The sequence below is a fragment of the Xanthobacter autotrophicus genome, assembly GCF_030015065.1.
GTDB classification, from domain to species: domain Bacteria; phylum Pseudomonadota; class Alphaproteobacteria; order Rhizobiales; family Xanthobacteraceae; genus Xanthobacter; species Xanthobacter autotrophicus_D.
On the sequence record NZ_JAIVFN010000024.1, the window covers coordinates 1 to 13,932 of the forward strand.

Annotated in this window: 13 protein-coding genes; 11 read left to right on the top strand and 2 right to left on the bottom strand. The window is 70.9% G+C overall.

Translation table 11 applies throughout. From position 1 onward, the window contains the following. The 6 genes from K9U40_RS07305 to K9U40_RS07330 form a co-directional block, all read left to right on the top strand. Positions 1-933, top strand: a 933-nt coding sequence (locus tag K9U40_RS07305) for an ABC transporter ATP-binding protein (RefSeq protein WP_282889553.1), incomplete at its 5' end; no start/stop codon positions are given. After that, complete coding sequence (locus tag K9U40_RS07310; RefSeq protein ID WP_282889554.1) at positions 930-2,120, top strand: ABC transporter permease; 1,191 nt, start codon at positions 930-932, stop codon at positions 2,118-2,120. The genes K9U40_RS07305 and K9U40_RS07310, both read left to right, overlap by 4 nt. A gap of 95 nt (positions 2,121-2,215) precedes the next feature. After that, on the top strand, positions 2,216-2,947 hold the full coding sequence (locus tag K9U40_RS07315; RefSeq protein WP_282889555.1) for a heme ABC transporter permease: 732 nt from the start codon (positions 2,216-2,218) through the stop codon (positions 2,945-2,947). 23 nt (positions 2,948-2,970) lie between these two features. Continuing rightward, positions 2,971-3,141, top strand: a complete 171-nt coding sequence (gene ccmD, locus K9U40_RS07320) for a heme exporter protein CcmD (protein ID WP_282889556.1) — start codon at positions 2,971-2,973, stop codon at positions 3,139-3,141. Continuing rightward, positions 3,138-3,752 carry a DsbE family thiol:disulfide interchange protein gene (locus K9U40_RS07325; protein WP_282889557.1) on the top strand — a complete coding sequence of 205 codons (615 nt, stop codon included), beginning with the start codon at positions 3,138-3,140 and terminating at the stop codon, positions 3,750-3,752. The genes ccmD and K9U40_RS07325 overlap by 4 nt, the downstream gene beginning before the upstream one ends. 156 nt (positions 3,753-3,908) lie before the next feature. Beyond that, positions 3,909-4,727, top strand: coding sequence for a HesA/MoeB/ThiF family protein (locus tag K9U40_RS07330; protein ID WP_282889558.1), 819 nt, complete (start codon positions 3,909-3,911; stop codon positions 4,725-4,727). 119 nt (positions 4,728-4,846) lie between these two features. Here the strand turns inward: K9U40_RS07330 and K9U40_RS07335 are convergent, their stop codons facing one another. Then, positions 4,847-5,848, bottom strand: coding sequence for a 2-hydroxyacid dehydrogenase (locus tag K9U40_RS07335; protein ID WP_282889559.1), 1,002 nt, complete (start codon positions 5,846-5,848; stop codon positions 4,847-4,849). A 153-nt stretch (positions 5,849-6,001) separates the two neighbouring features. Here K9U40_RS07335 and K9U40_RS07340 point away from each other — a divergent pair, with 153 nt between their 5' ends. Beyond that, positions 6,002-6,553, top strand: coding sequence for an SH3 domain-containing protein (locus K9U40_RS07340; protein WP_282889560.1), 552 nt, complete (start codon positions 6,002-6,004; stop codon positions 6,551-6,553). A 59-nt stretch (positions 6,554-6,612) separates the two neighbouring features. Here the strand turns inward: K9U40_RS07340 and K9U40_RS07345 are convergent, their stop codons facing one another. Continuing rightward, the gene (locus K9U40_RS07345) at positions 6,613-6,933 is read right to left on the bottom strand and encodes a 2Fe-2S iron-sulfur cluster-binding protein (RefSeq protein WP_282889561.1); all 321 of its coding nucleotides are present in this window, start codon (positions 6,931-6,933) and stop codon (positions 6,613-6,615) included. A 314-nt stretch (positions 6,934-7,247) separates the two neighbouring features. Here K9U40_RS07345 and K9U40_RS07350 point away from each other — a divergent pair, with 314 nt between their 5' ends. The 4 genes from K9U40_RS07350 (at position 7,248) to K9U40_RS07365 (ending at position 13,932) form a co-directional block, all read left to right on the top strand. Continuing rightward, entirely contained in the window at positions 7,248-11,468 is a 4,221-nt protein-coding gene (locus tag K9U40_RS07350; protein ID WP_282889562.1) for a hypothetical protein, read from the top strand. Positions 11,469-11,581: 113 nt separating this feature from the next. After that, entirely contained in the window at positions 11,582-12,355 is a 774-nt protein-coding gene (locus tag K9U40_RS07355; protein WP_282889563.1) for a hypothetical protein, read from the top strand. Between the two features lie 30 nt (positions 12,356-12,385). Further along, positions 12,386-13,402: a P1 family peptidase gene (locus K9U40_RS07360; protein ID WP_282889564.1), complete on the top strand. Its 1,017-nt coding sequence runs from the start codon at positions 12,386-12,388 to the stop codon at positions 13,400-13,402. Beyond that, positions 13,399-13,932 (top strand): hypothetical protein, encoded by a 534-nt coding sequence (locus tag K9U40_RS07365; protein ID WP_282889565.1) that lies wholly within the window; start codon positions 13,399-13,401, stop codon positions 13,930-13,932. The genes K9U40_RS07360 and K9U40_RS07365 overlap by 4 nt, the downstream gene beginning before the upstream one ends.

The window sequence follows — 13,932 nt, forward strand, 5'->3', positions numbered from 1 at the left end:
TCATTGGCCCCTCCCCTGGCCATATCGGGCCTTCACGCGGGCTATGGCGCCCGCGCGGTGCTGACGGGCGTCGACCTCGTCGTGCCCGAAGGCACCGTGACCGCGCTCACCGGACCAAACGGCGCGGGCAAGACCACCCTCGTGCGTGCCATCTGCGGCCGCATCGCCCCCCGGGACGGGGCGGTCGAGGTGTGCGGCGTGTCGGCGGCGGACGGCGCCGCCCGCGCCCGCATCGGTCTCGCGCCGCAGGACATCGCGCTCTATCGCAGCCTGACCATTTCCGAGAACCTCGAAGTGTTCGCCAGCCTTGCCGGCGTGGCGGGCGCCCGCGTGCCGGCCCGCGTCGCGGACGTGATGGTCCGGGCCGGCATCGCCGACCGCCGCGACGAGCGCATCGACCGGCTCTCCGGCGGCTGGCAGCGCCGGGCGAACGTGGCCGCCGCCCTGGTGGGCAACCCGCGTCTCCTCGTGCTCGACGAGCCCACCGTGGGCGTGGATGCGCCGGCCCGCGCGGATCTTGCCGCGCTGGTGCGCAGCCTGGCGGCGGAAGGGCTCGGCATTCTCCTCGTCACCCACGATTTCGCCTTTGCCGAGATGGTGGCTGACCGCGTCGCCATACTGGTGGCGGGGACGGTGGCGCTGGAAGGCCCGCTGGCGACCCTCGTCGCGGCCCGCTTTCCCCACCAGCGGCGGGTGGAAGCGACCTTCGCCGTCCCGCCCGATCGCGCCGGGCGGCAGGCGCTCGCCGCGCGCGGGCTTCACGACGGCGCCGACGACACCGCCTTCAGCGGCGTGGTGGCCGACACCCCGGAGGCGGCGGGCGACCTGATCGCGGCACTCAAGGCGGCGGGCCTAGCGCCCCGCACGCTGTCGCTCCAGGCCGCTGGGCTCGATGCGCTCTACGCCGCGGTCACCCGGGAGGCGCAGCCATGATGGCCGCCATCGTCCGCGCCATGGCGCTCACCCTGTTGCGCGACCGCGGCGCGCTGCTGATGACCTTCGTGCTGCCGCCGGTGCTGTTCGTGCTGTTCGCGGCGGTCTTCGCCGGCACCGGGGGCGAGGCGTCCAGCATCAAGGTGGCGGCGGCCCGGACAACCGACGCGCCATCGGCCCGGATGCTCCTCGACGCCCTCGCCCGCGCCCCCGAGATCCATCTGGCCGCGAGTACCCCCGAAGAGGTGGCGCAGCGCGTGGCGGACGGGCGCGCCGACGTGGGGCTGATCGTGCGCGGCGACGTGGCTGCCGCCACCGACAAGCCGCCCCTTGTCGTCATCTCCGATGCCGGGCGCAATGTGGCGGCGGCGCTGCTGGCGGCCCGCATCCAGCGTCTGTTCACGGACGACCTTCCCGGCCTCGCCATGCGGCGTGTGGCGGCCCAGATCGAGGTGCTGACGGGGCCGTTCTCCGCCGCGCAGAGGGCACGGCTCGACGATGCCGTCTCCCGCGCACCGGAACTGGTGGCCCAGGGCGGCGCCGATTTGATGGAGCGCCAGCCCCTCGCCAGCCGCCGCGCCGAGCCGGGGGTGAGCTATTATGCCGGCGCCATCGCCATGCTGTTCCTGCTGTTCGCTGCGGTGCAGGGCGCCGCGAGCCTGGTGGATGAACGCCGCTCGGGCGTGTTCGACCGCATCGTCATGAGCCGGGGCGGCGTCGTGGCGCTGGTGGGCGGCAAGCTCTTCTTCCTGATCCTGCAGGGGCTCGCACTCGCCGCCGTGCTGCTTGCGGTGGCGCAGATCGTCTATGGCGTCCACGTGGTCCAGCATCTGGGCACCGTCACGCTGGTGGCGACGGCGGCCTCGGCGGCGGCGGCGGGCATCGCCCTGCCGCTGGCGGCCTTGGCGCGCACCCGTCATCAGGCGCAGACCCTCTCCACCTTCGCGGTGCTGCTACTCTCGGCGGTTGGCGGCAGCATGGTACCCCACTTCCTGATGCCGGACTGGCTGCAGAAGCTCGGCGTGGTGACGCCCACCGCCTGGGGCATCGAAGCTTTCCAGGGCGCGCTCTGGCGCGGCGACGGCCTGGGCGAGCTTGCCCTGTCCCTCGCCATCCTGCTCGGCTATGGCGCGGTGGGGACAGCGCTGACCTTGTGGCTGATCCGCCGGCAGGTCCGGCTGGCCTGAGAGCCCCGGGCGAGCGGCACCGGCGCCCCTGCGACACGAAATCCTGAACGGCGAGAGCGCTTCCCTCCGGCGCGCGGGGGCTTTAGAACCGCGCCATGGCGATCCTCGACCTTGCCAACCCGGTCCGCTTCCTCAGCCTGTCCGCCCGCATCCTGCCATGGATCGCGGGAGCGGCGGTGGCGACGCTCGCCGTCGGCTTCTTCCTCGCCTTCCGCGCCCCGCCCGATTACCAGCAGGGCGAGACGGTGCGCATCATGTACATCCACGTGCCGTTCGCGTGGCTCGGCCTGTTCGGCTATTCCATGATGGCGGCCTCCTCCATCGGCATCCTGGTGTGGCGCCATCCTTTGGCCGACGTGGCGCACAAAGCCGCCGCGCCCGTGGGCGCCACCTTCACCGCCCTGTGCCTCGTCACCGGCGCCCTGTGGGGCCGGCCCATGTGGGGCACCTACTGGGTGTGGGACGCGCGGCTCACCTCCATGCTGGTGCTGCTGCTGCTTTATCTGGGCCTGATGGCCCTGCGCGCCGCCATCGACGATCCCAACCGCGCCGGCCGCGCCGCGGCCGTGCTCACGTTGGTGGGCTTCATCAACGTGCCCATCGTGAAATTCTCGGTGGACTGGTGGAATACCCTGCACCAGCCCGCCTCGGTGTTCCGCATGGGCGGCTCCACCATCGAATCGAGCCTGTTGTGGCCGCTGCTGGTCTGCGCCATCGGTTTCACGCTGCTGTTCGTGGCGCTGCACATGCTGGGCATGCGCACGGAAATCCTCCGCCGCCGGGTGCAGGCGCTGGAGGCCCGCGCCGCCGCCGAGGCCATGGCCTGAGCCGGCGGGATGAGCAAACTGTCATGAGCCACTTCGTCTTCATCGCCGCCTCCTACGGCGTCGCGACCCTCGGCCTCGGCCTGCTGGCCGGCTGGCTCCTGGCCGATTACGGGCGCCAGCGCCGGGCGCTCGCGGAGCTGGAGGCGCGCGGCATCGGCCAGAGATCCCGCCGCGGAACGGGGGATGCCCCATGAGCGACACCGCCCCCCAGCAGAAGCCCGGCCAAAATGCAGAGCGGCCCCGCCGCCGGCTGTGGCTGGTGGCGCTGCCGCTGGTGCTGTTCCTGGCGCTGGCCGGCCTGTTCTTCTCGCGCCTTGAAACCGGGGGCGACCCCTCGCGCATTCCGTCCGCCCTCGTGGGCAAGCCGGCGCCCCGGATCGCGCTGCCGCCGCTGGAGGGACTGAAGGGTCCCGGCGGCGCGCCCTTGCCGGGCATCGAGCTGGCGGCGCTCGGCGGCAAGCCGACGCTGGTGAACGTCTGGGCCTCCTGGTGCGGCCCCTGCCGCGACGAGCATCCCGTGCTCATGCAGCTCGCCAGGGACGGCCGCTTCAACCTCGTCGGCATCAACTACAAGGACGCGCCGGAGAACGCGCGGCGCTTCCTTGGCCAGTACGGCCTGCCGTTCCAGGCGGTGGGCGTGGACCCCAAGGGCCGCGCGGCCATCGAATGGGGGGTCTACGGCGTGCCGGAGACCTTCGTGGTGGCGAAGGATGGGACCATCGTCCACAAGTTCGTCGGGCCGCTCACGGCCGAGGCGGTGAACGGGACGCTGCTGCCGCTGATCGCCCGTCTTTCGGGAAACTGAACGGCCGCGACAGGGGTGACGCCGACGACAGCTGGATCTAACACCAACGGCCGGTGAGCACGGCTTTGCCGGTCGTTGGTCCCGCCCGCGCGGCGCTTGAGCGAAACCCTCTCGGCGCCGGTCACAGACCGGGGCCGTTGGTATATGGATTCCGCCATGGCCTTTTCCCCCGACGAGATCGAACGCTACGCCCGCCACATCGTGCTCCACGACGTGGGCGGGCCCGGACAGCAGAAGCTGAAAGCGGCCACCGTGCTGGTGGTGGGCGCCGGCGGCCTCGGCGCGCCGGTGCTGCTCTATCTCGCCGCGGCCGGCGTCGGACGGCTGGTGCTGGTGGAGGACGACGTGGTCTCCCTCTCCAACCTCCAGCGGCAGGTGATCCACCGCACGCAGGATGTGGGCCGGGCCAAGACGGAGAGCGCCCGCGACGCCATCGCCGCCCTCAACCCCCATGTGGAGCTGGTCACCCACGCGGTGCGGCTCGATGCCGGCAATGCGCTGGATCTCATCGACGGGGCCGACGTGGTGGTGGACGGGTCGGACAATTTCGCCACCCGCTATCTGGTGTCGGATGCCTGCGTGCTGGCGCAGAAGCCGCTGGTGACGGCGGCACTCGGCGCCTTCGACGCCACGGTCACCACCCTGCGCGCCCATGAGATGGGGCCGGACGGCAGCCCCAACCCCACCTATCGCTGCCTGTTCCCCGAGCCGCCGCCGGCCGGCACCGTGCCGGCCTGCGCGGAAGCCGGTGTGCTGGGGGCGCTGGCGGGGATCGCCGGCTCGCTGGCTGCGCTGGAGGCCATCCGCGCCGTGGTCGGCTTCGGCGAGGGGCTGGTGGGGCGCCTCTTGATGATCGACGCCCGGGCCATGCGCTTCGAGACCCTGAGCTACGCCTGGGACCCGGACAACCCGCTGACGGGGACCGGAGCGCGCATCACCGACCTGTCGGCGCATGTGCGGGGCGCTGGGGCCTGAGGAGCCAGCGCTCCGGGGCATGACGGTCCAAGGGAAGGGCCGACCAAGGGAAGGTCCGAGCCCGGCGGGAGCGTGTCTGCCCCCGCACCGGCGGGACCGGCAACCCTGCGGGCCTTCCCTCACAGCATGGCGGGCAGCACGCGGTCCGGCGGACGGTGGCCGTCCATGAAGGTCTTGATGTTGACGATGACCTTCTCGCCCATGTCCACGCGACCTTCGAGAGTCGCGGAGCCCAGGTGCGGCAGCAGCACCACCTTGCCGTGCCTGGCGAGGCGGATGAGCTTCGGGTTCACCGCCGGCTCGTGCTCGAACACGTCGAGGCCGGCGCCGGCCAGTTCGCCCGCCTCCAGCTGGCGGGTCAGCGCGTTCTCGTCGATCACCTCGCCGCGGGCGGTGTTGACCACATAGGCCTCAGGCTTCAGCAGCTTGAGCCGGCGCGCCGAGAGCAGGTGGTAGGTCGCCGGCGTGTGCGGGCAGTTGACCGAGACGATGTCCATCCGCGCCAGCATCTGGTCGAGGCTGTCCCAATAGGTGGCGTCCAGCATCTCCTCGATGCCGGTGGGGAGGCGGCGGCGGTTGTGGTAGTGGATCTGCAGGCCGAACGCCTTGGCGCGCCGCGCCACCGCCTGCCCGATGCGGCCCATGCCGATGATGCCGAGGCGCTTGCCCCAGATGCGCCGGCCGAGCATCCAGGTGGGCGACCAGCCCGGCCACTCCTCCTTGTCGGAGATCATCACCTGCGCGCCCTCGGCGAGACGGCGCGGCACGGCGAGGATGAGCGCCATGGTCATGTCGGCCGTGTCCTCGGTGAGGACGCCGGGCGTGTTGGTGACCGTGATGCCGCGATTGAGCGCGCTCGCGACGTCGATGTGATCCACGCCGTTGGAGAAGGAGGCGATCAGTCGCAGGTTTTCCCCAGCCTGGGAGAGCACCGCCGAATCGATCCGGTCGGTCACGGTCGGCACCAGCACGTCCGCGGTCTTCACCGCCTCAACGAGCGCGGCCTGATCCATGGGCACGTCTTCAAGGTTCAGCTTCGCGTCGAACAGCTCGCGCATCCGGGTCTCGACCGAGTCGGGCAGCTTGCGCGTGACGACGACGAGGGGTTTGCGACGCACCATCGTTACTCCCCATTCCCCATTTCTTAACGCTTCTGGTCCCGTCTATCAGACAGGCGGGGAAACACAAGGCGCGCGGCGCCGCGTGCCCTTGACGCGCCCGGCCCCGCGGCGCACTCCCCGGTCAGGACTGCAATGCGAAAGGACGAGCCCATCATGCCCACGATGCGACCTCATCTGATGCGAAGCCTCAAGGCCCTTGCATTGGTGCTGGCGGTCACGGGGGGCGCGGGGCTCCAGCCCATGACCGCACGGCCCGCAAGGGCGGCCGAGGACGGCACCTCCGGCCTGCCGGTGCCGCGCTTCGTCTCGCTCAAGGCGGACAAGGTGAACGTGCGCAACGGCCCCAACAAGGACCACGACGTGTCGTGGGTGTTCAACCGCGCCGGCCTGCCAGTGGAGGTCACCGCCGAGTTCGAGACCTGGCGGCGCATCCGCGACGCCGACGGCGCGGAAGGCTGGGTCTACCATTCCATGCTGTCGCTGCGCCGCACCGCGCTGGTCGCCCCGTGGCTGAAGGGCGAGACGGTGGCGCTGCGCGACGCCGCCAGCACCGATGCCAAGGTGGTGGCGCGCCTCGAGCCCAGCGTGCTCGGCGTGGTGAAGGGCTGCGACGGCAAGTTCTGCCGCCTCGCAGGCGACGGCTTCGACGGCTATGTCCAGCAGTCGCAGCTGTTCGGCGTCTATCCCAACGAGAAGATGGAATAAGGCGGGCCGCCCCCCGGGCGGGACGCAGGGGCGGCCCGCCGGGCTTGCGGCCGCGCGCCTCAGCCCTGTGTCTCAGGGATGTTCAAAACGAGCCCGTCCAGGGCCGCCGTCAGCTTGATCTGGCAGGACAGGCGGGAATTGGGCCGCACATCGGTGGCGAAATCCAGCATGCCCTCCTCCATCTCGGAGGGCTCGCCCACCTTCTCGACCCAGGCTTCGTCCACATAGACATGGCAGGTGGCGCAGGCGCAGGCCCCGCCGCACTCGGCGACGATGCCGGGCACGCCGTTGCGCACCGCCGTCTCCATGGCGGTGGCTCCCTCGGGGCCCTCGACCTGGTGCGCCGTGCCGTTATATTCGATGAAGGTGATGGCAACCATGAATGAGCCGCTTGCTGATCGCCCGCCGGAACCGGCCGTGGCGGAATGAGGACGTCGCGTCGTGACGCGATGCCTATAGCTGCAAGCGCGGGGCCACACCAGCTTCGCCCGGCCGAACGGGGCCGAAGGGGCGGCGTTAACGATATCTTCATTATTGTGGCAGGGCCGGTTCAATCCGCAGCGCAGCATGGCTAGGATAAGGAACGGTAAACCATTTCCATCCGGTCCTGCCGGATAGAAAGGGTGTGTGTACTGGACACGACGCCTGACGGGGGCACCCCGCGCGCGTCGTCGAAGGCAGAGGCGACAGCGACATGAAGCAACCGAAGAAGATCCAGGACCCGACCGAGGCGGCTCTGTCGGCCATCCAGGAAGCTCTGACGCTGGAGCTCGACAATGCCGAAGCCGGCGCCTCGCCCAAGGGACCTGAAAGGGGACCCGAGCCCGCATTCCCGCAGGAGCGCAACGCCACAGCCGAGCGGCACCTGCCCTCCGGCCCGCCCCGCGACGGGCGTCCCATCAATCGCCGCCCCCGGCCGCCGGAAGGCGAGGCCGCCCGGCCGGACGCGCCCCGGCCCGAAGGTCGCCGCGAAGGCCCTTCGCGCGCCCGCATCGACGCCGAGCGCCGCGCCGCCAACGACGATCGCCAGACCATCGGCCAGTTGCTGGGCCAGCTCCAGAAGCGCCCTGCCTCGACGCCCTATTACTGGGCCGCAGGCGCTTCGGCGCTGTGGATCATCGCCGGCATCGTCTTCGCCTTCGCCTATCACCGGGGCCTGATGGCGAGTTCCAACGGGGTGGAATCGCTGGGCAGCTCCCCTGCCCTGCTCGGCATCTTCGCCGGCATCCTGCTGCCGCCGCTCGGCTTCTTCGGCCTTGCCAGCGTGCTGCGCCGGTCGCTGGAGCTGCAGGCCATCGCCCGCTCCATGACCGAGGTGGCGCTGCGGCTCGCCCAGCCCGAATCCATCGCCACCGAAACGGTGGTGACCGTGGGCCAGGCCGTGCGCCGCGAGGTGGCGGCCATGGGCGACGGCGTGGACCGTGCCATCTCCCGCGCCGGCGAGCTGGAAGCCATGGTGCGCGCGGAGGTCTCCATCCTCGAGCGCGCCTATGAGGAGAACGAGGCCCGCATCCGCTCGCTCATCGACGAGCTGAGGGCAGAGCGCCACAACATCCAGATCGAGACCGAGCGCCTGCGCGAGGGCATCGTGAGCGCCGAGGTGGTCCTCTCCAACGAGGTGAAGGACGTGGCCTCGCGCATTCACGGCACCATGATGGAGGCCAGCGAGCAGGTCACCGAGATCCTCGCCCAGAAGGGCGAGCACATCACCGCCGCCCTCGCCCGCGTGGGCGACAGCATGATCGACGGCCTCACCGCCAAGGGCGGCGAGCTGATCGACCGGCTCCAGCTGACCGGCTCCGACATCCGCCAGGACCTGTCCGAATCCGGCGACCTGTTGGTTCACACGCTGAAGTCGCGCACCGACGACCTCTCCACCAACCTGCTCTCCACCACCTCCGACGTGGCCCAGCTCATCGACCGGTGGGGCGAGGACATCACCGCCAACATCGACCGCCTGAAGCTGGGCATCGGCGAGACGCTCGCCGACAATTCCAGCCGCTTCGCCGACGACATCGACCTGCGGGTGTCGGAGGTGAATACCGCCCTGCGCGCCAGCAGCGAGAGCGCGGTACTGGAATTCTCCACCCGCGGCGGCGAGCTGATCAAGAAGCTGGAAGACACCGGCGAGCGCGTGGCCCAGACCCTGGCCGTGCGCGGCACCGATCTCGCCGACCGCATCGAGGCCACCGGCAACCGCATCTACGACGCCGTGGCCGTGCGCGGCGAGGATCTCCAGCAGCGCCTCGCCGAGACCGGCGAGCGCATCACCACGTCGCTCGACCGCTCCGGCTCCCAGGTGGTTTCCACCTTCATGGAGAAGGGCAACGAGATCTCCGCCTCCCTCAACACCGCCGGCTCGGACATGACCGAGCGCCTCTCGCGCGTCGCCGGCGACGTGACCCAGGCCATCGGCGCCCGCGGCTCCAAGGTCACCGACGCCTTCCGCGAAACCGCGGACATGCTGGTGGCCACCATCGGCATCAAGGGCGACGCCATCAAGGAGATGCTCTCGGCGCGCCTCAAGGCCATCGAGGAGACCATCACCGTCAGCGGCTCCGACCTCGCCGACCGCCTGCAGCACGACGGCGCGGCCATCGCCCGCACCATGCAGGACGGCGTCAAGGCCTTCGACACCACCATGAAGGTCCACGCCCCCGAGCTGGTGGAGCAGATCGCCCACCGGGTAGCCGCGGTGAACGAGAACCTGAAGCTCGCCACCGCCACCCTGGACGAGCGCCTGTCGTCCACCACCGACAGCGTCGCCACCATCATGGACCAGCGCATCTCGCGCATCGAGCAGACCCTGGACCAGCGCGCCCAGAGCCTCACCGAGACCCTGGCCACCCGCACCGTCACCTTCGCCCGCACCATCTCCGAGGGCACCAAGTCCGCCACCGAATCCCTCGACAAGTCGGTGGAGACGCTGGAAACCTTCTTTGCCTCGCGGTCCAAGGCCCTGGGTGACGTGCTCACCGAGCGCGCCGAGGTGGTGAACCGCAATATCGGCACCCGCGCCACCGAGATCGCCTCGGTCCTGGACGGCCGCGTGCACCGCATCGAGGAGCTGGTGCTCGGCCGCCTCGACGGCGTCGCCACCTCCCTCGAGGTGCGCGGCGTGGCCATGGCCGATGCCCTGGTGGGCCGCATCGAGCACGTCTCCGGCGCCCTGCGCGCCGAGACCTCCGAGGTGGAGCGCTCGCTCTCGGCGCTGTCCTACAATGTCAGCCGCACCCTCACCGAGCATTCGGAGAAGGTGGCCGACGCGCTGGGCACCCGCCTCACCGAGATCGCGCACCTGATCGACGACAAGAACGGCACCTTCCTCGCCGCCCTGGAGCGCACCAGCCAGCGTGCCGTGGCGGAGATCACCGCCACCAACAGCTCGCTCAAGAGCGACGTGGGCTCCATCATCGAGCGCCTGGCCGAGGCCAACACCACCTTCCAGGGCGCCATGTCCATGGCGGTGAACAACCTCGACGCCTTCTCCGGCTCGTTCGCCCGTCAGGTGGAAGGCTTCGGCGCCACCGTGGACGGCATCAGCCAGAATGCCGACGCGACCGCCAGCCGGTTCCAGAACCAGGTGGCCGCACTCAAGGACGTGTCCAACGGCGCGCTCTCGCAGATGGGAGCGCTGGCCGAGCGGCTGGAACAGAACCGCCAGCTCATGGACGAGGCGGCCCGCACCCTCGGCATGGCGCAGGACCAGGTCGACTCCACCCTCAACGCCCGCCGTGCCGACATGGACCAGCTCGCCCTCACCCTGGGCCAGCGCATCGCCGACGTGGACGCCCGCGTCACCGCATTCCACACCATGCTGGACCAGGCCTTCGCGGCGGCCCAGGAGCGCGCCCGCCAGATTGCCAGCGTGGTCACGGAAGCCACCTCCGGCTCCACCCAGGCGGTGGAGAGCCAGCTGGAGCTGGTGCGCTCCGCCGCCGACCTGGAACGCGAGCGCACCGCCGCGGCCCTGCGCGAGACCTATGCTGCCGCCCTCGCCGACGTGCAGAGCCTGTTCGGCGAGACAGGGAACCGCTTCACCGAGGTGGCCGGCGACCTCAAGCGCGTGGCCGAGGACGTGCAGCAGGCCATCACCCTCGCCCGCGAGGAGATGAAGCGCGGCATCCTGGAGCTGCCCGCCGAGACCGAGGCGAGCGCCGCCACCATGCGCCGCGCCGTCGCCGAGCAGATCAAGGCGCTGGCCGAGCTCAACGAGATCGTCGCCCGCCAGGGCCAGGCGCTCGACGTGGTCGAGACCTCCGCCCGCACGGCGACGCAGGACGCCGCCCGCGCCTCCGCGGTCCGCGAGGCCTCCCGCGAGAGCGGCAGCCTGCGCAGCCGCGCCGAGGGCGGCCTGCTCCAGAGCGAGCTGCGCCGCACCGCCTCGACCTCGGCCCCCCGCCGCGCCGAGCCCGTCGAGCGGCCCGCCGCGCGCCCCGCCCCGGCCCGCGAGGCCCAGGGCGAGGAGAAGGAGGGCTGGCTCTCCGAGCTGCTGGCCCGCGCCTCCGACAACCTGAACGACGAGGACCGGCCCGGTGCCCGCGCGGCACAGGCGGCCCCCACCCCGGCCGCGCATGCGGTCTCCCTCGACACGCTGTCGGCGGACATCGCCCGCATGGTGGAGCATCAGGCGGCGGTGGAGATGTGGGATCGGCACAACAAGGGCGAGAGCCACGTCTTCTCGCGCCGCCTCTACACCGCGCAGGGCCAGCAGGCGTTCGACACCCTGAAGCGCCGCTACCGCGCCGATGCGGACTTCCGCGAGACCGTGGACCGCTACGTGACCGAGTTCGAGCGCCTGATGGAGCAGGTCTCCGGCGATGACCGCGGCAGCGCCCTTGCCAAGACCTATCTCACGTCTGACACCGGCAAGGTCTACACCATGCTCGCCCACGCCGCGGGCCGGCTCGACTGAGGATGACGCAACACGGCGCGCCGGACTCCAGCCGGCGCGCAGTGACGGTATCCAGAGGTTCCCGGCCGCCACGGCGGGAACCATCCTTTCGGCAAGCGACCGGAGCCCCTGCCATGAAGACCTATATCTGCGCCGCCTATGCCGGCGGCCAGGGCAAGACCACGCTCGCGCAAATGGTGTTCTCCGCGCTCAGGAAGCGGGATCTCTCCTACAAGCTGGTCGCCGCCGACTTCACCGACGGCACGGGCCATTCCAAGATCGGCAAGTTCTTCCCCTCCAAGGTGCTGGAACTGGGCATCGGCTCGGCGCTGGGCTCCAGCAAGTCCGAGAACGACGCCAACGCCCCGCTGCGCTACTGGGACCGCTTCGGCGGCCTGCTGCTGACCGGCGGCGCGGTGCTGGACCTCGGCGCCAACGTGGTGCCGCAGCTGGTGCAGTGGGCGCACCACCGGCGCGTCACCCACATCATGCAGCAGCGCAACTCGCCGGAGATCGACCTCCTCGTCATCACCAAGCCCGAGACGCACTCCATCGAGAACGTCTCCACCCTCATCGAGGACGTGGTGGTGGGCGGCGCCCTGCCCGTGGGCAACATCATCGTGGTGAAGAACGAGGTCGGCGGCTCCTTCGACGGGCAGAACCTCGCCCGCATCGAGAAGGCGGGCGGGGGCCGCGGTCTCAGCTTCATCACCATCCCGCGCTGCACGTCGGAGCTGTGGCCCCACCTAGAGCGCACCTTCACGCCCGTGGAGGAGGCGCTCGCGTCCACCGAGAACGACCTCGCCGAAAAGTTCGGCATCGAGATCTGGTCCGCCTATGCCGGCCTCATGGACCTGAAGACCTGGTCGGACGAGGTCTACGCGCAGCTCGGCCGGGTGGGCGTCTGAGCGCCCGTTGCCGGCCGTAGGCCTGAGAGGGTGCGCAATCTCATCACCGACGTGCCCGGCCTCAGGGTCGGCAACGCCACCGATCCGCACATCGGCACCGGCGTCACGGTCGTGCTCTGCGACGCGCCCGCGGTGGCGGCGGTGGACGTGCGTGGCGGCGGCCCCGGCACGCGGGAGACCGACCTGCTCGATCCCGCCGCCACGGTGGAGCGTGTGGACGCCATCGCCCTTTCCGGCGGCTCCGCCTTCGGGCTCGATGCCGCGTCCGGCGTCATGGCGGGGCTCGCGGCGCGGGGCCGCGGCTTCGCGGTGGGCACGGCGCGGGTGCCGATCGTACCCGGCGCCATCCTGTTCGACCTGCTGAACGGCGGCGACAAAGGCTGGGAAGCGCACCCGCCCTATACCCATCTCGGCCGCGATGCCCTGGAGGCGGCGGACCTCGACTTCACCCTCGGCTCGGTTGGCGCCGGCGCCGGCTGCACCACGGCCACCGTGAAAGGGGGGCTCGGCTCGGCTTCCGCCGTGACGGCATCGGGGCACGTGGTGGGGGCGGTCGTCGCGGTGAATGCGGCGGGCAGCCCGCTGTTCGGCGAGGGCCCGCATTTTCGCGCCGCGCCCTATGAGCGGCACGGCGAGTTCGGCGGCCTCGGCCTGCCTTGGGCCCCGTCCCAGGCGCTGGCGGACGAGGTAACCGCCCCTCACCTGAAGGGCGGCATCTCGCGCTTTTCCACCACCATCGCGGTGGTGGCCACCGACGCGACGCTGACCACGGTGCAGGCGCGCCGGCTCGCCATCATGGCGCAGAACGGACTGGCGCTCGCGCTGTTCCCGGTCCACACCCCCCTGGACGGCGACGTGGTATTCGCGCTCTCCACCGAAAAGCGTCCGCTGGAGGTGCCCCTGCCCGACCTCGCGCGGCTGGGCGCGCTGGCCTCGGTGGTGCTGGCGCGGGCCGTGGCGCGGGCGATCTTTTCCGCCACCCGCCTGCCCTTCCCCGATTGCCAGAAGACGTGGCACGATCATTTTTCTTCCAAGGACCGGACATGACCACCCCTGCCCCCCGCCACATTCCCGCGCGCCCGCCAGATGGAGGGGCCACTGCCGGGCCGCAGGCGGCGCGCCTCGGCGGGCCGCTTGCCGTGCTGTTCTGGTGCTGCTGCGGCATCACCGCGCTGCCGCTGGCGGGCCTGTTCACGCTGATCGCGGAATTCGGCGTCGCGGGGGCAAAGTCGGCGCTGTTCGACAGCTTCGCCGGACCGGGCCTGCCACAGCAGGTGCTGCGCCTCGGCCTTTTGCCCCAGGTCTTCCTGTTCGCATGGGCGGCGACGCTGGTGGTGCTCACGGTGGCGAAGGCGCGCATCGCGCTCACCCTCCTGCCCTGGATGCTGGCGACCGTGGTGGCGGCATCGGCCTATGGCCAGTTCGCCATCCGCGATGCCATCTCGCCCGATGGCGCCGACCTCGGCGCCTTCGCCGCGCTCATGCCCGGCCTTCTCGCCCAGGCGGCGGGAGCGGCGGCCTTCTTCGGCTATTTCCGCGAGGGCCGGCGGCCGCAGGCCTATTACGTCAGGGGATAA